Here is a 20,274-nt window from a genome sequence, read left to right on the forward strand (position 1 = left end):
AGGGCGGGGGATCGCCAGCCCCGTTGCCCTCCTTTGAATTGACTGTGCAATCAGGAAGCCAGGCAGATAGCACGGCCATGATCGTGAACCTCTACCAGGGCTTTGTGCAGGCTTTGCACGGCCTGGTCGTAATCAGACTCTTCAATCGCCAGCTGCATATCAACCTGGCGCATAGATTGGTGAATGGCCAGGACGCTGATGCCACTGGCCGCAACGGAAGCAACCGCATCGGATAGGATGCCCGGGATTTGCATATCGCTGCCGATGGCGGAAACCAGGGCGAGTTTCTTCTGATTCAACTCTGCTTCAGGATACAATTCTTCCAGGGCCGCACGGATGCGTTTCACCGTTTTTAGGTTGGTAGCCAGATAGTGGGTCACCGTGTTGGCATTCATATCCTTGGCAACGATCTGTGCTTTGAAGCGCTTTATGGTTGCGAGGATCTCTCGGTCGTAGTTTGCGATGTTGCCCGCCATGTCCTGGTCAAACAGCTCAAGAGCGTACACACCTTTGCGCCCGGCAATGATCTCTACACAAGGGGTATCACTCACGTAATCTCCCGTGATCAAGGTGCCGGTGTGTTCCGGTTCAAAGGTGTTTTTCACGCGCAGCGGTACTTCGTGCTGGCGCAGGCCTTTGGCGGCTTTGGGGTGGATCGCTTCCATACCCAGATTGGCAAGCTGGTCGGCTACATCGTAGTTGGTGCGGCCGATCGGCACGGCATTGTTCTCGCCCACGAGGCGCGGGTCGGCGCTGCTCAGGTGAAACTCTTTGTGGATGATTGCTTCCTTTGCCTGGCTGATAACGGTCATGCGGCTGAAAGTCATCTCGCTGTAGCCGCGATCAAATGTGGACATCAGGCCGCTTTCGCTGTGGGCATAACCGGTTGCGATCGGCAGCTGGGTGCTCAAGTCGATCTTTTCGAGTGCATTAGAGATGCGTTGATCCAACGTGATGTGTTGGTTGGTGTTCCAGCCGGTCAGGTCGAGAAAGACTGCGTTTACGCCATCGCGCTGCAGTAGCTTGGCCATATTCCAGGCGCTGTGTGCTTCGCCGATACTGGCCAGCATCTCACGGACTGTTGCAAGGTGGGCTTCCAGGCCAAAGTGGCCGTGGTTACACAGGCTGTGCAGGTCAGATAGGCAGTTGTGGGCTTCATTCAGGCGTTCGAAGATAAATGCATTGGCTTCGTCCAGAAGCGGTGTGCTGCCAAACAGCGTGCTGTTGATTGCTGCAAGTTCCGTTTTCAGAGCATCAAATGCATCGATCCAGCTGTTGTCTTCAATGCTGCTGGCGAACAGGCCGTAGATGCCGGGTTGGCCGCTCTTTTTGTGTTCCAGGAGTTTGTCGGTGATACCGCCGTAAGCGGACACAACGAAAATACGGTGATACAGCGACTCGTTGTGCTGGGGTTTGAAGATGATGTTGTCCCTGACCGAGCTATAATCGGACATGGAGGTGCCGCCAATTTTTTCTACGGTATGCATAGTAAGAGTTTGTCGGTTTAATTAGATTCAGTTGCCGGCGCCTTGGGCGGCGCCGGCGTTTCGCGGTGCTTTAGACGTGTCGTCAGTCACCGGAAGGAAGGGGGTCAATCGTTTGGCGCGTACAGATGTGTTCCGGGCGTGGTGGCTGGCTGCCAAACGGTGCTTCGACCCGGTTGCTGATTGCGTTGTACACGAAAAACACGTTGGAGCGTGGATGCGGTGTGATGTTGCCGTTGGAGCCGTGCATCACGTTGCAATCAAAGATAATCACGCTGCCCGCTTTGCAGGTGCCGGTCACGATCTCGCTCTGCTCAACCAGTTGCGACAGCATGTTGTCGGATGGTACGCCGTACTCCTGTTTTTTCAGGGAGTGTTCGTGGTGGTTTTCCGGCGTGTCCCCTTCGCAGACCAGATACTGACGGTGTGAACCAGGAATCAGCATCAATGGGCCGTTCTGCTCGTAGTTGTCCGTCAGGGTGATCGACATGCTGAGCGCCCGCATACGTGGCATACCGTCTTCGGTGTGCCAGGTTTCGAAATCTGAGTGCCAGTAGAATTCCTTGCCGCGAAAGCCCGGTTTGTAATTCACGCGAGACTGGTGAATGTATACCTCATCGTTCAGGAGAAAGCGTGCAATGCCAGCCAGGCGCTGATCCGCGGCCAGTTTTTTATAGATCCGACTCAGTTGGTGGACCTGGAATACAGAGCGCATTTCGCCGCTATCCAGCTCTGAGATAGTCTCCTGCGGGTGGTCCTGGGAGGCGTTGTCTTTCAGGCGGGCGAGTTCCTGTTGCAGCTCGGTCAGTTCCTGTTCGCTGAACAGGTTCTCAACGATCAAAAAACCGTTTTCGTCATAGCTTCGGATCTGGCTTTCGGTCAGTGGGCCCGCGTACCGGTCCGGCGCATAAACGACCGGGTCCTGGCGCTCGATCATCTGTGCAGGCAGTTCACTGCGGGATGGGTAGGCGTCGTTTTCGCGTTGGGAGTAATGTGGCATCAGATTTCCCTCTCTTGGAAGTGCTTAGGCTGAGATTGTTTCTGCTTCCAGTTCGTACGCCCCTTCGGCGTTATGAACTTCTTTTCCGTTCAGCGGTGGGTTGAATACACAGGCCATCTGCATCTCTTCAAAGGCGCGCAGAATGTGTTTGTCGTGCTTGTCGAGGATGTACAGGGTGCCGGGTTCGATCGGATATTTTTTGCCGTCAGCCAGAGTTTCTACTTCACCCTTGCCGGATACGCAGTACACGGATTCCAGGTGATTCTGGTAGTGCATCTGGAAGTCTGCATCTTTGTAGATGGTGGTGATATGGAAAGAGAATCCCATGTTGTCATCTTTGAGCAGCATGCGGGCGCTTTCCCAGTTGCCATCCGGGGATACAATGCGGCGGTCGGATTGTTCGGCGGTTTTCAGGTTGCGTACGATCATGATCGGTTCTGTCTCTGTGTATTGGGTTTGCCCGCGCATGGCACGGGCGGGCAGAAGGTGGATTTAGCTGGCGATCTGTTCCGGTGAGAAGTACAGCTTACGTTCCGGAATGCTGTCCTCTTTCAAGCAGACTTCGCGGATTGCTTCCTCAACGATATCGATCCCTTTCTTCAGGTTTTCGTCGCTGATCACCAGTGGGCAGAGGAATTTCACTACGTGGTCATCGGCGCCACTGGTTTCGATGATCAGGCCTTTTTTGAATGCCTGCTTGGTGATCTTTCCAGCGATCTCGCCGTTTACGCAGTTAATACCCTGGAACATGCCGCGGCCGCGGGTGGTGAAGTTGCCTTCGCCGTATTTCTCAACGATCTCTTCCAGGCGCTGGGAGACGTATGCGCCTTTGCGCTGGACGTCGTTTGCAAAGCTGTTATCCGACCAGTAGTGATCGATAGCGGCTTTGGCGGTGACAAAGGCGAAGTTGTTTCCGCGGAAGGTGCCGTTGTGCTCGCCCGGTTTCCACTGGTCTAGCTCTGGTTTAAACAATACGACCGCAAACGGCAGGCCGTAACCACCCAGGGATTTAGATAGAGTAACGATGTCCGGTTTGATGCCAGCCTTTTCAAAGCTGAAGTAGGTGCCCGTGCGGCCACAGCCCGCCTGGATGTCGTCAACAATCAGCAGTACTTCATGCTTTTTGCAAACCGCGTCCAGCGCACGCAACCACTCAAAGCTACAGGCGTTGATGCCGCCTTCACCCTGTACGGTTTCAACGATTACGGCTGCCGGTTTGTCGATGCCGCTGGAGGAGTCGCACAGAACCTTATCCAGGTAGACGGTGGTATCGATATCGTCACCGAGGTAGCCCTCGTACGGCATGCGGCTGGTGCCGCTCAGGCTTACACCTGCAGCGCCACGGTGGTGGGAGTTGCCGGTGGCGGCCAGTGAGCCCAGGCTCACACCGTGGAAGCCATTAGTGAAAGAGATGATATTTTCGCGACCGGTGATGTTGCGTGCCAGCTTCATCGCGGCTTCAACGGCATTGGTGCCGGTTGGGCCGGTAAACTGCATCACGTAGTCTAACTCACGCGGTTTCAGGATCTTTTCATTGAAGGCTTCCAGAAATTCGCCTTTGGCCTTGGTGTGCAGATCCAGGCCGTGAGTGATGCCATCCTGGTGGATGTAATCCAGCAGTTTTGCTTTGAAGATCGGGTTGTTGTGACCGTAGTTCAGGGTGCCTGCACCGGCAAGAAAATCCAGGTACTGGTTGCCCTCTTCATCGTACAGAAATTCGCCTTTGGCTTTGTTAAAGATGCGGGGAAACGCGCGTGCATAGCACTGAACTTCAGATTCGATCTCGTCGAAAATTTTCATGTTGATTACCTGTTGGATTGTGGGCGCTGAAAAGGTTATTGGGTCTTGTGCAGTGGGCCGATACGAGCAAGCAGTTCTGAGTCGTGCTCGTCATTGAAGTGCTGCGCGCGATCGAACATCAAGCTTCGATTTAGCGGAGCGTCATATGTGCGGGCGATACTGCGGAACAGCGCCCAGGACGCTTCATTGTCTGCGGTGATGGTGGTTTCGATATAGCGAAACGGAGTGGGGCGTGTGCGCTGCAAGATATCTTTCAGTAGCTTGCTGGCAAGGCCCTGACCACGTGCCGCACTACTGACAGCGACCTGCCATACAAACAAAGTATCGGGTTGGTCAGGTTTGGCGTAGCCACTTATGAAACCGAGGACCTCTTCGTCGGTCACCGCAATGGCCGAGGTATCTGCAAAGTGACTGCACTGCAGGAGGTTACAGTAAGTGGAGTTGTCATCCAGTTGGGGGATGCTCGTTACGAGCTGATTTACGTGATGGCCGTCCGTTGTGCTTGGGCGGCGAATTTCAATATCCATGTTTTTAATATCTAAAGTTTTGGTGTTCGAATAGTTAGAAATTCGAAATGTATTTATATTCTAAAACATATAATTATTTGGGTATCAAGGGCTGAATTAGAATGGTTCTAGGGGTTTGTGCGTATTGTTTGTGCGATGCGGTATTGAGATTTGTTTAGTTGTTCTAAGTTCTGTATCCTTCGCATTTCGAAATTAATTTATTCGGGCTGGGTTTTATAGGCTTGGTCCAGGCTCTCCTTTGCGGTATAAAGCGAGCAACGTAGATTGAATGCTTAGAAATACTATGGAAAACAGTCAGAAAGCGCTGATGCTGATGCGCCAGATTATTCGTTCCACTGATATGCAGGATAAGGAGATCAGTCGACTGACGGGGCTGACGTTGCCGCAGTTAGTGGTGATGCAAACGCTGCGTGAGTTGGGGCAGGTAACACCGGGCGAGCTTGCAAAAGAGATTGCGCTGACGCAGGCAACGGTAACCAGTATTCTCGATCGGCTTGAGAAAAAGGAGCTGGTTGTGCGTGAGCGTGGCAAGGAAGATAAGCGCCGTGTTTGGGTGTCGTTAACTGAGTCGGGTGTAGAGCTGATGAAAGGGGCTCCGGCCACCCGGCAGGAGATCTTCGTCCGCAATTTCGAGGATATGCAGCCTTGGGAGCAGTCGATGGTGGTTGCCAGTCTCGAACGTGTCTCGTACATGCTGAACGCGCAGCATTTGGATGCAGCGCCGCTGCTGGATATCGGTCAACTGGACAGGCCTCAAGAGTCATAAATGGGCCTTGCCGTTCAAGGGAGATTTGGGGTGCCTGATGCTTTACTTTCGGGTTTTAGTCGCCTCAATGCGGCTTAAGAAACTTGTGGTAATTCAAGCTGGATCGGGTTTAGTATTCAGAATATCGGTCCGGTGACCGAAGTGGACATTGGGGCGGTTCTGAATGCGCTCTATATGGGTTTTGTAGCATCTCGATGTTGTGTCCAGTGCTAGGAAAGTTAGGACTAGAGCGTGTCTATAAATGAGAGCGTAGTTGTCAGTGCAGACGAGCTAAGTGAACTCTGTGGCGAGGGTTACTTTAATGTGCTGATGAAAAAGCTTAGCCAGCTTATCGATGCTGATTACACCTTCGTGGCGCGTATTCTCGACAGTAGCACGGCCGAAACCGTGTCGCTTTGGGGGAATGGCACACTCCATCCCGCCATCAAATACCATCTGAAAGGTACACCATGTGAGGATCTTCGCTGTAGTGGAGAATCCTGCATCCTCTATAACGTCGCAGAGCAATACCCTGCCGATCAGTTTCTTAAAGACCTGTCTGTCGAAGGATATATCGGCATTACGCTAAGTGATGAGCGGGGCGAAGTGATCGGTATACTCTCTGCGTTATTCTGTAAGCCAATTCCTCGCGATCAAGTTGAGTCGATCACCCGTTACTTTATGTCGTTCGCAAATCGCGCATCGCGCGAGCTAGAGCGTATAAAGTATGAGCGCATGCTGAAGAATGAGATTCAGGGGTTGCAGGCGACTAATGACCGGCTTCAGATTGCGCAGCAGGTCTATGACTATTCAAAAGACGGCATTATCGTTACCAATGCGGATAACGAGATCGTTTACGTCAATGCTTCGCTTGAGGCGATGTCTGGTTATACATTGTCTGAACTGGAGGGGCAGGATCCCCGCGTTCTGAGCTCGGGCCAGCAGGATCGTTTGTTCTACAAAGGACTCTGGAATGATCTGGCATATAAAGGCTACTGGCAGGGAGAATTTTGGAACCGCAATAAAGAGGGTGAGCTTTATCCGGTGTTTACCTGCATCAGCAGGATTCCCGATGAGCACGGCCGGGTAAAAAGTTACGTGGCGATTCATCGCGATATCACGTCGGAGAAAGAGGCTCAGGCGCTTATTGCCTATCAGGCCACCCATGATGCCCTGACCGGGATGTTGAACCGATATGAGTTTAACGGGCAGCTTGACCGTGAGTTGTTCAAGGTTCGGGTGCGTAAAAATCAGGGTGCTTTTATCACGCTGGACGTGGATGACTTTAAAAGCATCAACGATACGCAGGGTCACAGCATCGGCGATGTGTTGTTGCAGATGATTGCCAAACGCATAAAAGACTGTGTGCGGGAAGGCGACATTATTGCGCGCCTTGGCGGCGATGAGTTTGCGATCTTTACTGAATTTACCGATATGCACATCGTCGAGCAGCTTATCAGCGACCTGCTTGATGCGTTCAGGCCTGCATTCGAGTTTGAAGCACTGCGCCTGCGTTGTAATACCTCTATCGGTGTTAGTATCTTCCCGCAGGATGCGGTCGACAGTCATGAGCTGTTTAAGTGCTCTGACCAGGCGTTGTACGAAGCGAAGAACTCTGGTGGTGCAACCTATGCCTTCTTTACACCGGAGCTGAGAGTCGCAGCCGAGCGTCATCAAGAGGTTCGTCTGCGTTTGGCAGATGCGATTGAGCAAGGGCTGATTGAGGTTAAGTATCAGCCTATCGTCAATCTGGTATCAGGGCGGATGGTGCGCGTCGAGGCCTTGGCACGCTGGACTGATGAGGTGTTGGGGCCTGTACGGCCTGATGAATTTATCGAAATTGCCGAGCATTCCGGGCTGATTCAGCTGCTGGGGTGCCAGATCGCCGAAATAGCGATCAACGACCTTGCGCGGATCAACACGCATCTGAACCAACCGATCGGAGTTTCGATTAACCGCTCCCCGCAGGAGTTTGTGGAACTGGCGGACGAATATGACGTACTACCAGATCTCGCCAAGCAAGCGGGTGTGTCGCCAGATCTGATCTCAATCGAGCTGACAGAAAGCCTGATGATGAAAGATCCGGTATTGGCTCAGAGGCAGCTCAGTCAGCTTAAGGAGGCTGGGTTCAAGTTGTCTCTGGATGATTTCGGTACCGGTTACTCCTCGCTGGCCTACCTGAAGAATTTCCCGTTTGATGTGCTGAAAGTGGATCGTTCCTTTGTGAACGATATTACTGAAGACGAAGGGGACTATGTGCTGGTGAAAACCATTCTGGAGATGGCGAAAAACCTTGGTATGCATTCGGTTGCAGAGGGGGTTGAGACTGAAGGTCAGTTAGCCCTGGTCGAGCAGCTTGGCTGTGAGTGTGTACAGGGTTATTTTTACTCTCCGGCTGTCAGTGTTGAAGAGTTGCTGGAATACATTGCTGAGTATTTCCCTTCGCAGCTAAGGTGATCTGAATCCTCAGATCATTGTTAACCTGTTTTGATAACCGACGATAAATAGCGTAGCAGGCATGGGTATTGTGCTTGGGCTGCGAGGCGGGTGGTTTTCACTGTTTTGAGTAGCAGCTTAAGCTGTTTTTTATGTGGTGGTTATAGAGAGTGTACGCCACTGCGCAGAGTCAGCATACGCAGTGGCGCGGTAGCAGTGGCTTAAGCCCCTGCATCTATTGAGTAGTCGACTTAAGCCGCTACACTGCCGTGTGGGTCGATAACGAATTTCTTCGCTGCACCGCCATCAAAGTCTGCGTAACCTTCAGGCGCCTCATCAAGAGATATCATCTGAACGTTAACCGCGTCTGCAATTTTAGCCTTATCGAACAGGATCGCCTGCATCAGTGGGCGGTGGTACTTCATCACCGGACACTGACCGGTGTGGAAGGAGTGGGATTTCGCCCAGCCCAGACCAAAGCGCATGCTCAGAGAGCCCTGTTTCGCTGCATCATCAACCGCGCCTGGATCTTCAGTCACGTACAGGCCTGGAATGCCGATCTGGCCGCCTGCGCGGGTGATAGACATCGCAGAGTTCAGTACGGTTGCTGGAGCTTCAATACCGTGGTTACAGCCACATGCATGTGCTTCGAAGCCTACGCAGTCTACGAATGCATCAACTTCACGCTCACCCAGGATCTGTTCCAGTTTATCTTCCATGTCGCCGTCTTGACGCAGGTCGATGGTTTCACAACCGAAGCTACGTGCCTGTTCCAGACGCTCTTCGATCATGTCGCCAACGATCACGCACGCCGCACCCAGCAGCTGTGCGGATACAGCAGCCGCCAGACCGACAGGGCCAGCACCTGCGATGTACACGGTGGAACCCGGGCCTACGCCTGCAGTTACACAGCCGTGGAAACCGGTTGGGAAGATATCGGACAGCAGAGTCAGGTCACGGATCTTCTCCATTGCCTGATCGGAATCCGGGAACTTCAGCAGGTTGAAGTCAGCGTACGGTACCATTACGTACTCAGCCTGGCCGCCAACCCAGCCACCCATATCCACGTAGCCGTATGCGGCGCCAGGACGGGCAGGGTTTACGTTCAGACAGATGCCGGTGTTGCCTTCTTTGCAGTTGCGGCAGCGGCCACATGCGATGTTGAACGGTACGGAAACGATGTCACCTTCTTTCAGGAACTCTACATCGCTACCGCATTCGATGATCTGGCCGGTGATCTCATGGCCCAGTACCAGGCCGGATGGAGCTGTGGTGCGGCCGCGCACCATGTGCTGGTCGGAGCCACAGATGTTGGTAGTCAGCACACGGAGGATAACGCCGTGATTGCACTTACGCTTGCCCAGAGACAGTTCAGGAAAGGCGATTTTTTCTACTGCGACTTCGCCCGGTCCTTTATAGACGACACCTCGGTTGCCGTGAATACTGCACATAGTAACTACTCCTATTATTGTTTTCTTCGAGTACACGCTTCCCATCAGGAGCGTGGCTTTCCACTCTATCCAACGGGCCGTATCCGCGGCTGTCCCGAACCGCGCCAAAGTTGATCAAGGGCGACACGATTTGCGCAAAATAGGTGCAGTTGACCGATAGCGACAAGTGACTTTGCAATCAGCGACGAGCGTTTAATGACCGGTTGGTTGTCACAGTCGTAAAGTGACAAGTGGTGGCATTTTTTAAGCAAGCCGGAAGGCGTGAATATCGTGAAACCACGCGCCGTTTTGGGGCAGATCAATGGCTGGGCACCACTTGCCTAAATTGACCGTGATCAAGTCGCTATTTGAATGGAATGTCGCATACGGGTAACTGGAGGGGTGTAAGTGTCGCTTTTTGATTGATGCTAATTGATTGAAATCAATAATATAAGTTCTGACGCGATGAACTGTATGAGCCTAAGTACCTTAGACGTACCAAGCAGATCTTATGCGCCAGGCCTGATGGTGGTGGGGGCTATTCGTTCCCGGGCTGTCCCATATTAGTCCTACATAATAAAAAAAGCGTAGCGGGCGTTAAGCAATCATTTCACGCCTTGCCCAGCACATACGCACAGAGGGCATACCCAATGACAATTGCTATGAATCGCACCCCGGTTTCTGGGGAGAAGAAGGTTACCCGTGTCGGTTTTCTTCTGCTGGATAACTTCACAATGATCGCACTGGCATCGGCTGTTGAGCCGCTCAGGATGGCGAATCAACTCTCGGGTGAGGAGTTATACAGTTGGCATATGGTTTCGGAAACAGGTTCCGATGTGTCTGCCAGCGATGGTCTGACTTTTAAACCGGATTTTTCCTTTCAAGACGTGATCGATCTGGATCTGGTGATTGTGGCAGGTGGAGTTGATATCACGCGCAGTTTTACGCCCAAGCAGGTGAGCTGGCTGCAACTGATGTCGCGTCGCAACATCAAGATTGGTGCGATATGTACGGGTGCTTATGCACTGGCAACTGCCGGGTTGCTTGATGGATACGACTGCAGCGCGCACTGGGAATGTATGGCTGCGTTGCAGGAGCGTTTTCCAAAAGTACGTTGCAACAGCCGCCTGTTCACGGTGGATCGCAATCGCATGACCTCCTCGGGCGGCAATGCGCCGATGGATATGATGTTGCATATGATATCCAAAGAGCACAGTCCGAAACTTTCAAATGCGGTATCGGACATGTTCATTTGCGACCGTATTCGTAGTGAGTTTGATCAGCAGCGTGTACCGCTGCGCCAGCTGCATAATAGTGGTGAGTCGAAGCCGAAGCTGGTGGAAGTGATCGAGTTGATGGAGAGTAACCTGGAAGAGCCGATCGGGCTGGATGAGCTGGCACAGTTTGTAAATGTGTCGCGACGTCAGTTGGAGCGTATGTTCCTGAAATACCTGAGTTGCTCACCGTCACGTTACTACCTGCGCTTGCGACTGGACCGGGCGCGTCAGTTGCTGAAGCAGTCGAGCATGTCGATTGTTGAAATTGCCGGGGCGTGCGGATTTATCTCAACGCCGCATTTCAGTCGTTGCTACCGTAAACACATCGGCATCTCGCCGAGGGATGAGCGTAAGATCGCGTGGGCAGCTGATGGTATATCGCAAAGCACTATTCGTGAGCCACTTCAGGACTCTGGTCTGATGAGCATGGCGCGCTCAGCAAGTGCGCTGAGCAGTGCGAAAGTAGAGCCAAGCTTCGGTTCCATTGCAGTCTGACGCCGCAATACAGGTGGGCTGATTCGCCTGCTTATGACGAAAAATCGCATTGGGTTACGCTTGGTGCGATTTTTTTACTTCTGTTTCCTCATTTCTTCCCCCAGGTTGTTTTGCACCTGATTCTTGCTCTTATTTTCATCACTGAGGCTCCGCTGTTGGGGCTGTTCTCTTCCGTTTTCAGAAACGACACATTGAGTATTCATTTGCGAAATCGCGTCAAGTTTAGGGTTAGCTAAAGTAAATACCCTTTTAAAATTACGTGAATTAAAGCTCTGGTTTTGTTTTCTATTAAAGAAATAAATACTACATTAGTGAATTTAATATGGGTTTATTTCCTGTGATTGGGGTGGTTTGACCGGGGCAATCAGGCTGAGTATCTATGGTGCCACTGACCAACAACATAAAAAAAACGACAGGAAATACCATGGTTAAGACTAAAACGACACTTCGCTCATTTATGGCTGGACTGGTGACAGCCGGGGTTCTGATGGCATCTTCAGTACAGGCCGCAACGCTGAAAATGGCAACCGACTCCGGTGCAAAAGGATCACCAGCCGGCGATACACTGGAACGCTGGGCCGAGCTGATCGAAACCCGTTCTAACGGCGAGATCGACGTGAAGGTGTTCTATCAGAACGAACTGGGCAGTCAGAACGAAGTCTTCGATCTGCACGTGGCTGGTGACGTCGATGTGATGCTGAACTGGCCGATGACCTCCTACGACAAGCGCATCGGTGTGATCTACACCCCGTACATGACGCTGTCCTGGGATGAAGCGCTAAAGGCCTATAGTCCGGGTGGTTGGGTAAACAACATGCTGGGGGGTATCTATTCCGATCTGGGTCTGAAGTTTTTCGGTCCTTGGCCTGAAGGCTTCAACGGTGTAGCGACCCGCGGCAAGTACGCGACCAACATCGCTGAAGCAGATGGGCTGAAAGTACGTACCATGACTGTGTTTCCGGCACCGCAGACTATGCAGGCACTGGGCTACCAGACCGCTGCGATCGACTGGGGCGAAGTGTACACCGCACTGCAGACCGGCGTCGTTGATGGCGAAGCGGGTAACGTTATCTACTGGGACTACGAGTACTTCCGCGACCAGCTGGACTACTACGTACGCAGCAAGCACTTCTTCATGACCGGCGTACTGAGCATGAACGCTGAATCTTATGAAGACCTGTCCGAAGAGCATCAGAAGGTTGTGGCGGACGCGGCAAAAGAAGTGATGTTGGCGCAGTTTAAAGCCGCTAAATCTGCCGATGAGCTGTACGTTAAGAAAGCACAGGACGCGGGGATGAAGTACGTTGAGCTGTCCGACGAGCAGATTAAAGAGTTTGCCCGCGCAGCACGTGAGAAAGTGTGGCCACTGATGGATGACGAGATTGGCTCCGAGATCATGAACAACATCCGTAACAACGCTACCAAGCTTTAATCCTGGTCCAACCCAAACGGCGGTCCGCGACAGCGTGCCGCCGTTCTTGTCTTTCCGAAGGTGCTTATGATGGTGCGTTTCTTTACAGCGCTGGATAAGAAGGTCGGTTGGTGTCTGGATGTGGTTGCGTTGATAAGCAGCCTCATGCTGGTAGGACTGATGTTGTTTCTTGTTCTCGCGCGTTACGTTTTTGGTTGGTCGATTGTCGGCCTGCTGGAAGTGATTATGGTTTTTGGTATGTGGCTCTACATGGTTGGTGCGCTGGTCGCCAGTCGTAAGCGTGAGCACCTGGTGGTCGACTTTGTGCAGACCAATATTCGCGACCAGCAGATCCGTCGAATCCATCAGGGATTTTTATCGCTGGTGACGCTGCTGATTACCGGTTTCTTTGTGTATCTCTCCTATCGGATGTTGAAGTGGGGCTTGCGTCGGCCACAACAAACGCCGGGGTTGTCCATTCCTCTGTGGCTGCCGCAAAGCGCAATTATGTTTGCGGCGATCGGCTGCGCATTCTATTCCCTGCGTGATTTTGTTCAGTGTGTGATTGGGATCTATCCGCTGTCGGAAGAACCACACGATCCTAGTGAGGAGATTCTCTGATGGAAGGATTAATCGCTGTTGGCATTCTTTTGTTCCTGATGATCGTGGGTGTGCCGGTTGCCTGGTCATTTGCCGGGGTGTTGGCGTATCTGAGCTTTGCCTACGATGCTAACTTCAACACCCTGATGTTGCAGGGCTACCGTTCGATCGATTCGGTCATCCTGATCGCCTTGCCACTCTTTGTCCTGACCGGTTACCTGATGCAGAGCGGGGGGATCGCTCACCGTCTGGTCGACTTCATTGAAGTATTGGTCGGTAAGCGTAAAGGTGGTATGGGGGCGTCCATGGTGCTGGCCTCCGGTATCTTTGGTGCGATTGCCGGTACCGCGACTGCGGCGGTAGCGTCGATCGGAACCATCATGATCGATCCTCTGGAGAAGCGTGGTTACCCGCGCGGTTACTCCTCAGCGTTGCTGGGCATCTCCTCATTGTTAGGGATTCTGATTCCGCCGTCGATCACCATGATTCTGTTCGCGGTGGTAACGCGTCAGTCGGTGGCAGCGTGTTTTGCAGCGTCGATCGGTCCTGCGTTGCTATTGATTGTCGGCCTGATTCTGATGAACCGCTTTAACGTGGGGCGCCTGTTTGAGGAGGTCTCCGCTGGTGCAAAAGATGGTTTGGAAGATCTGCCGTCAAAAGGCACTGCAGCCGTGCGGGCTTTACCTGCATTGTCGTTGCCGGTGATCATCCTGGGTGGAATCTACGGCGGTGTATGTACCCCAACGGAAGCTGCGGCGATAGCGGCCTTCATGGCGATAGTGATCGGTTTCTTTATCTACCGGAACCTGACTGTCCGGCGTCTGGCGGGCAGCGTGATTGCTGCTGCCGAAACCACCGGCACCGTGATCCTGATCTTATTGTTTAGCTTTATGATCGGCCGAATCCTGGCATCGGAACGTATCCCGCAAGATCTGACGGAAACCATTACTGAGCTGGTAAAAGATCCGGTGATGATCCTTATCGCCGTAAACGTCTTTCTGATTGTGACTGGCATGATCATGGATGACGTATCGGTGACCGTGGTGGTGGCGCCATTATTTATGCCGTTGATGGTCGCAAGTGGTGTCGATCCGATCCATTATGCATCGATCGTGGCATGTTCTGTGGTCATCGGCGCAAACAGTCCGCCTGTGGCTCCGATACTTTATATGGCGTGCCGGATAGGCAGGGTGGGCATCCATGAGGCGGTGATGCCTGCGGTCAAGTTGATGGTATTTGTGGGTCTGCCGGTGATGGCGGTAACCAGCTTTGTACCGGAGCTGTCCCTGTTTATCCCAAGAATGCTGGGATTGATGTGAGGCTTTAAATCACGCCAATTTTCCAGACCATAAGTTGGGACAGGGATGCCCCAACCTACAGTGGATACCTGCTTGTGTGATCCTACTCAGGATACTTTATCTTGCTGGCGCATTAGTCGAGCAGCTTGGGTGTTTCACCGGATAAATCGATCCATGGGTTCGTTTTCAATAGCTCGGCACCTTCTACGCTGGGTTCTTCATAGCGCATAACGAAGTTCTTTGGACCATGGGCATAGGCCACAACGAGTCCATATTCCGCATCCAGGTAACCACCGTGTGGTCCCAGGCCCGGATAGCTGATGCGCCAGGCTTTGCGTTCCAGTCCTACGTGTCCCAGCGTCAACTTGCCGACAACATTATCTGGCAGTGCGAAGAACCAGGTCCATGGACCGCCGGATACGATTGTCATTACTTCATCGATGCCGACACCGTTGTCGGCACTGTTTACGTGAAGCAATCCGAATTTCTTCTGCAGAAAGGCCTTAACCTCTGGAGACATGGCGCGCATGTCATATACCTTCGGATACGGTGCTATGCCGATCTCGGATGTCGAAAGATAGCCGCCCCGGTGTGCTTCCGGTTTTCGGCCCGCCTTATCTATCTCCTCCAGCAGTTGTCCGCGATGAAGGGAGAAGTGGGAGAGCAGTTGATCCGCTTCTTCCTGCGTAATTGCTCTGGACTTTGATGCCTCCAGAATGGGTTTTGCTTCTTCCGGTAGAGGCAGTGTGCTCACCCGGACCCCAACAGTGCGCAAGACTTTATTAACGGCTTCCACTCCGGTTGTGACAGCTCTGCCATCACTGTAGGCAAGTTCTAAGATACCTGCGGTATTTTGTTCATCTGCATAACTGTGTGCGGGCAACAATAACGATACGCTTACCAAAGCGAGACTGAGTAATTTCTTCATGACCGGTTCCTCCTGTTTTTTGCCAACCTTATGAAGGGTTGTATTTAGAATACTGTCCGTTAATTGGATGAAAAACAGGGATGTATCGAATATATTGTTCGTGAATATAGAACAGTGGTGGTTCGATGGCTGACAAAATATTAGAGATGGAAACCTTCGTTCGGATCGTTGAAGCGGGTTCGATTTCTGCCGCTGCTGATCAGCTCGGGCATACGAAATCGGTCGTGAGTAAGCGGCTGTCTGATCTTGAAGCCCGCCTTGGTGTTCAGCTGCTCGCACGAACTACCAGGCGCCTGCACTTGACCGATTCGGGGCAAGACTATCTGGATAAGGTGAAGGAGATCTTGTCGGCAATCGATATCGCCGAGTCTGCCGCGTCGGGCACAAAAGGTGAGCTTCAGGGACGGATCCGTATAGCGTCACCGTTGACCTTTGGGTTGATGCATCTGAACCCGGCGATTCGCGAATTTATCCATCGGCACCCCGAAGTAAGAGTGGACATCAACTTTTCGGACAGCCGGATAGACCTAGTACATGGTGGCTATGATCTGGCGCTGCGGATCGCTGATCTCGCCGATAGTAGTCTTGTTGCAAAGCTACTGACCCGCATTCGTCACGCGGTGGTCGCAAGTCCAGACTATTTTCGCACCCGAGAACTGCCTAAAACACCACGGGACCTGCTTGCACTGGATTGTCTGCGCTACAGCGAGGCAAGCGACACCCAATGGAAATTCACCGACCCGTCAGGCAAGAGCGGATCAGTTGATCCCACCGCGCTTATCAACGCGAATAACGGAGCGTTTTTGAAAGACATGGCAGTTGCGGGCTGCGGCATCATCAACCAACCGACCTTTATTACCTATAAGGGGATCTGTTCCGGTGAGCTGGTGATGTTACTGGAGGACTATAAGTGGCGGGAGTTTAATGCGTATGTGGTGTATCCGAAAAACCGTTATCTGCCTTTGCGGGTGAGGGCGTTTATCGACTTCTTGGCTGAGTATTTTGATCGAGAAGAGCCGTATTGGGAGCGTGAAATAGAAGAGGCCCTCGGAAAGACTTAATAAGATTGAAGTGTTAATCACCCATCGTAGTAACGGTCATTGATCTCATCAGTACCCATCCATTGAACTGAATTGGCACTAACCTTCTATATTGTCGTTAATACACTGATTCTTCAGGTAAATATGGCAATTTCTGAACTCACGTTATATTTACAGTATCAACACTTTTCCTTGCGGTGAGGGTCAGGTACCTTAATCCGCTTCTTAAGCCCGGCTGAGCAGGAGTACGCCCGATGTCCGAATTGAATCAGAATGCCGAGAAGGTCAGTGCCGTTGTACTGGCAGGTGGCATGGCGCGCCGTATGGGTGGGCAGGACAAGGGTTGGGTGAAGCTCAATGGCAAACCCCTGATTGGTCATGTATTGGATAGGATCAAGCCGCAGGTTGGCCGCTGCCTGATTAACGCCAACCGCAGCATGGATGCCTACGGCAGTTTCGGTTTACCCATTGTCAGTGACCTGGAAGGTGACTTTCAGGGGCCGCTGATGGGCATGGCAACCGGTCTGCACCATGCTGCAACCGACTGGGTGCTGTTTGTACCCTGTGATACGCCGCATCTGCCGGATGATCTGGTGGAGCGGATGCTGAACCTGGCCGAGCGAGCGGGTGCGGAAATAGCCGTGGCGCATGACGGTAACCGCCTGCAGTCGGTGGTGGCGCTGATGCGTCGTGACTTGCTGCCAAGCCTGCAGGCTGCGCTTAAAAGCGGTGAGCGTAAGGTCGAACGCTGGTTTGCGCAGCATGTAATGATTACCGTGGATTTCTCCGATAAGCCTGATGCCTTCGTAAACGTAAACAGCCGTGATGATCTGGCAGAGTTGCAGCAGATGCCAGCGTTGCTCGGTTTTGTCGCCTGGAGTGGTACAGGTAAAACCACTTTGCTGCGAAAATTGATTCCACTATTAAAAGAGCAGGGCGTTCGCGTAGGGGTTATCAAGCATGCCCACCATAACTTCGATGTTGATAAGCCGGGAAAAGACAGCTACGAACTGCGTAAGGCGGGAGCTGATCAGATGCTGGTAGCATCCCACGTACGTTGGGCGTTAATGGTCGAAGAAGATCAGGGCGATTATCCATCGCTGGCACGAATGCTGAGCCGTCTGGATCATTCCAGCCTCGACTTGGTGCTGATTGAAGGATTCAAACGTGAGCCGTTTCCGAAGATTGAACTGCATCGCACTGCGCTGGAAAAAGAGCTGATCCATCCGGACGACGACAGCTTTATTGCGATCGCGTCAGATGAACCGATCACTCCGGCACCAGGCCTGCCGCAACTCGATATCAATAACGAGCAGGAGATCCTGCAGTTCGTATTGGATTACATGAAGAAACAAACACTCGGATGAGTGTTTCCCGCCTAACGGCTGTCTAAAGGAACGGAGCGGAAAGGGGGTGTTTTGTCCCATTCCGCGGTATGTTTAGTATAGAAATTGCCCGTTAACGACAATCAGTGAAAGATTGGTCCTACGACGTTTTCCCCACTGGTCCTTAGTGGGCATCCCATAGCTTTTTTATAGTGCGTATTCAGACGCAATTCCGCAGAAAATTCTGGGGTGATGTGCTGTGTGTTTTGAGCGTTCCCTGAATGAAATTGTTATTTCGGGATTTTGTTCTGATTTATGTTTTTTAACAAAAATATATCCTGAAATCGAACGGTAAAACGCAGCATTTTTTCTGGTTTGTATGTTGGTCGTCAGTACAATGTTCGGTTCGCGCATCATTTGCTGCTAGAGAGGTTTGTTACATGTCATACCATGACGCTTTTTTCCGCGACACGTGGGTCGAAGTAGACCTGGATCGCATCGCTGAAAACGTTAGCAATATTAAACAGCACTCAGGTTATGAAAACCTGTATGCGGTTGTTAAAGCGAATGCTTACGGTCATGGCGACGTTGAAGTAGCACGTGCAGCACTGGATGCCGGTGCAAATATGCTGGCAGTGGCTTTTCTCGACGAGGCGCTGAATCTGCGTCGCGAGATTAAAGATGTACCTGTATTGGTAATGGGCGCGATCCGCCCGCAGGACATCGCAGTTGCTGCAGAACAGAACATCGATATCACTGCACACGATCTGCAGTGGATCGAAGCGGCGGCCGGTTACAGCGGCGTGCCTGCTAACGTACACCTGAAAATTGACAGTGGCATGCATCGCATCGGTGTAACTAATGCTGAGAGCTTCAACAAAGCGTGCGCCATGCTGGATGCGGAAGCGAATCTGAACCTGATTGGTTTGTTCACCCACTTTGCGACAGCGGATGGCAGTGTAGAGCACTACCAGAACCAGCTGAACAAAGTCGCGGAAATCACCGACGGTACAGATCTGACCCGTTTTAAATACGTGCACCAGTCCAACAGTGCAGCGTTGCTGCGTCACCCGCAGCAGCCGGCTACGAACGGAGGTCGTCTGGGTATCTCTATGTATGGTCTGGCGCCAAGCGATGAATTTGAACTGCCTTGTGAACTGAAGCAGGCGTTCTCTCTGCACAGCCGCATTACCCAGGTTAAGCGTCTCTACCCAGGCGACAAAGTGGGTTACGGCGCAACGTACGAAGTAGAAGAGGAAATGCTGGTAGGTGTCATGCCGATCGGTTACGCCGATGGCTGGCTGCGTTACCACCAGGACCGTCCCGTTGAAATTAACGGTAAGCAGTACCCAATCGTTGGCCGCGTTTGCATGGATCAGACCATGGTGCGTGTCGACGAGAGTGTGCAGGTGGGTGATCAGGTTGATCTGCTGAACGATAACCTGACCGTTGACGCCGCAGCACAGGACCTTAATACCATCAACTACGAGATCGTTTGCTCCATCTCTGACCGTGTACCACGTGTGTACAAGCGTGGCGGTGAGAAAGTATCCGTACGCAACGATCGTTTCAAATAAGGAGTTTGAAGATGGTTTCTATGAACGAATTGCCACCGGTAGAACTGCGTCGTGCGATCCGCGCGGGCTTGTTTACCGGTAACACCTCCGGTGTGGCGCAGGGTTTCGTGCAGTGCAACCTGGCGATCCTGCCGGCTGACTGGGCGAATGAATTCCTGCAGTTCTGTCAGCTGAACCAGAAGCCGTGCCCGCTGGTGGGTATGTCTGCTCAGCCGGGCGACACGGGTATTCTGGCGTTGGGTGAAGATCTGGATATCCGTACCGACGTGCCTAAGTACCGTATTTTCAAGAACGGTGAGTTCACTGAAGAAGTAGACAACATCACCGAATATTGGCGCGACGATCTGGTGACTTTTGCGCTGGGCTGCTCTTTCTCTTTTGAGGAAGCGTTGATCGCCGATGGTCTGGACGTTCGTAACGTAACCGAAGGTGTGAACGTTCCGATGTACCGCACCAACATCGCGTGTAAGCCAGCGGGCCGTTTCAGCGGTGATACCGTTGTATCCATGCGTCCGATGAAGCCAGTTGATGCGATCCGTGCGATCCAGATATGCAGCCGCTTTCCGGCTGTTCACGGTGCGCCAATCCACTTCGGTGATCCTGCACAGATTGGTATCGCAGACATCAACTCGCCGGACTACGGCGATGCGGTAACCATCAAAGAAGGTGAAGTACCTGTATTTTGGGCATGTGGTGTAACCCCGCAGGTTGCACTGGAACAGGCAAAACCGCCGTTCTGTATTACCCACAGCCCAGGTCACATGCTGGTGACCGACCTGCCAAACAGCCGTTTGGCAATCCTCTGATCAGGCCGGTCAGAGCAGAATTTATATAAAGGACACCCAACAACCGTAGTTTACGGGGTGAGGTGTCCAGAGTGAGTGGCTTCAGTCGCGCAACG

General features: G+C 52.4%; 17 protein-coding genes. 10 read left to right on the plus strand and 7 right to left on the minus strand.

Going from position 1 to position 20,274, the window contains the following annotated elements:
• Positions 1–50 precede the first annotated feature (50 nt).
• The 5 genes from QKW35_RS15545 to ectA form a co-directional block, all read right to left on the minus strand.
• Positions 51–1,487: an aspartate kinase gene (locus tag QKW35_RS15545; RefSeq protein ID WP_282354518.1), complete on the minus strand. Its 1,437-nt coding sequence runs from the start codon at positions 1,485–1,487 to the stop codon at positions 51–53.
• A gap of 82 nt (positions 1,488–1,569) precedes the next feature.
• Positions 1,570–2,484, minus strand: coding sequence for an ectoine hydroxylase (gene thpD / locus QKW35_RS15550; protein ID WP_282354519.1), 915 nt, complete (start codon positions 2,482–2,484; stop codon positions 1,570–1,572).
• A 24-nt stretch (positions 2,485–2,508) separates the two neighbouring features.
• A complete protein-coding gene (locus tag QKW35_RS15555; protein WP_282354520.1) occupies positions 2,509–2,913 on the minus strand; it encodes an ectoine synthase in 405 nt (134 codons plus the stop codon).
• A gap of 63 nt (positions 2,914–2,976) precedes the next feature.
• Complete coding sequence (gene ectB / locus QKW35_RS15560; protein WP_282354522.1) at positions 2,977–4,284, minus strand: diaminobutyrate--2-oxoglutarate transaminase; 1,308 nt, start codon at positions 4,282–4,284, stop codon at positions 2,977–2,979.
• 35 nt (positions 4,285–4,319) lie between these two features.
• Positions 4,320–4,811, minus strand: coding sequence for a diaminobutyrate acetyltransferase (gene ectA / locus QKW35_RS15565; protein WP_282354525.1), 492 nt, complete (start codon positions 4,809–4,811; stop codon positions 4,320–4,322).
• A 283-nt stretch (positions 4,812–5,094) separates the two neighbouring features.
• Between ectA and QKW35_RS15570 the strand changes: the two genes are divergently transcribed.
• Together QKW35_RS15570 and QKW35_RS15575 are read left to right on the plus strand one after the other, a co-directional pair.
• On the plus strand, positions 5,095–5,577 hold the full coding sequence (locus tag QKW35_RS15570; RefSeq protein WP_282354526.1) for a MarR family winged helix-turn-helix transcriptional regulator: 483 nt from the start codon (positions 5,095–5,097) through the stop codon (positions 5,575–5,577).
• 231 nt (positions 5,578–5,808) lie between these two features.
• Complete coding sequence (locus tag QKW35_RS15575; protein WP_282354527.1) at positions 5,809–8,013, plus strand: putative bifunctional diguanylate cyclase/phosphodiesterase; 2,205 nt, start codon at positions 5,809–5,811, stop codon at positions 8,011–8,013.
• 230 nt (positions 8,014–8,243) lie between these two features.
• On the opposite strand, the gene fdhA is transcribed toward QKW35_RS15575, so the two are convergent.
• The gene (gene fdhA, locus QKW35_RS15580) at positions 8,244–9,443 is read right to left on the minus strand and encodes a formaldehyde dehydrogenase, glutathione-independent (protein ID WP_282354528.1); all 1,200 of its coding nucleotides are present in this window, start codon (positions 9,441–9,443) and stop codon (positions 8,244–8,246) included.
• 629 nt (positions 9,444–10,072) lie between these two features.
• On the opposite strand from fdhA, the gene gbdR reads away from it, so the two are divergent.
• The 4 genes from gbdR to QKW35_RS15600 all read left to right on the plus strand — a co-directional run bounded on the left by gbdR (position 10,073) and on the right by QKW35_RS15600 (position 14,524).
• A complete protein-coding gene (gbdR, locus tag QKW35_RS15585; RefSeq protein ID WP_282354531.1) occupies positions 10,073–11,194 on the plus strand; it encodes a choline metabolism transcriptional regulator GbdR in 1,122 nt (373 codons plus the stop codon).
• Positions 11,195–11,618: 424 nt separating this feature from the next.
• Positions 11,619–12,626 (plus strand): TRAP transporter substrate-binding protein DctP, encoded by a 1,008-nt coding sequence (dctP, locus tag QKW35_RS15590; protein ID WP_282354533.1) that lies wholly within the window; start codon positions 11,619–11,621, stop codon positions 12,624–12,626.
• A gap of 66 nt (positions 12,627–12,692) precedes the next feature.
• Positions 12,693–13,226: a TRAP transporter small permease gene (locus tag QKW35_RS15595; RefSeq protein WP_282354534.1), complete on the plus strand. Its 534-nt coding sequence runs from the start codon at positions 12,693–12,695 to the stop codon at positions 13,224–13,226.
• Entirely contained in the window at positions 13,226–14,524 is a 1,299-nt protein-coding gene (locus QKW35_RS15600) for a TRAP transporter large permease (RefSeq protein ID WP_282354535.1), read from the plus strand. Before QKW35_RS15595 ends, QKW35_RS15600 begins: the two co-directional genes overlap by 1 nt.
• Positions 14,525–14,636: 112 nt before the next feature.
• Here the strand turns inward: QKW35_RS15600 and QKW35_RS15605 are convergent, their stop codons facing one another.
• Positions 14,637–15,257 (minus strand): hypothetical protein, encoded by a 621-nt coding sequence (locus QKW35_RS15605; RefSeq protein WP_282354536.1) that lies wholly within the window; start codon positions 15,255–15,257, stop codon positions 14,637–14,639.
• Between the two features lie 299 nt (positions 15,258–15,556).
• Between QKW35_RS15605 and QKW35_RS15610 the strand changes: the two genes are divergently transcribed.
• From QKW35_RS15610 to QKW35_RS15625, 4 genes are all read left to right on the plus strand, one after another.
• Complete coding sequence (locus QKW35_RS15610; protein ID WP_282354537.1) at positions 15,557–16,492, plus strand: LysR family transcriptional regulator; 936 nt, start codon at positions 15,557–15,559, stop codon at positions 16,490–16,492.
• A gap of 233 nt (positions 16,493–16,725) precedes the next feature.
• Entirely contained in the window at positions 16,726–17,838 is a 1,113-nt protein-coding gene (mobA, locus tag QKW35_RS15615) for a molybdenum cofactor guanylyltransferase MobA (protein ID WP_282354538.1), read from the plus strand.
• Between the two features lie 398 nt (positions 17,839–18,236).
• Positions 18,237–19,373 (plus strand): alanine racemase, encoded by a 1,137-nt coding sequence (gene alr / locus QKW35_RS15620; RefSeq protein WP_282354539.1) that lies wholly within the window; start codon positions 18,237–18,239, stop codon positions 19,371–19,373.
• 20 nt (positions 19,374–19,393) lie between these two features.
• A complete protein-coding gene (locus QKW35_RS15625; protein ID WP_282354551.1) occupies positions 19,394–20,179 on the plus strand; it encodes a putative hydro-lyase in 786 nt (261 codons plus the stop codon).
• Positions 20,180–20,274: the final 95 nt, after the last annotated feature.

The organism is Pontibacterium granulatum, assembly GCF_029961155.1.
Taxonomy (GTDB): Bacteria; Pseudomonadota; Gammaproteobacteria; order Pseudomonadales; family Balneatricaceae; genus Pontibacterium; species Pontibacterium granulatum.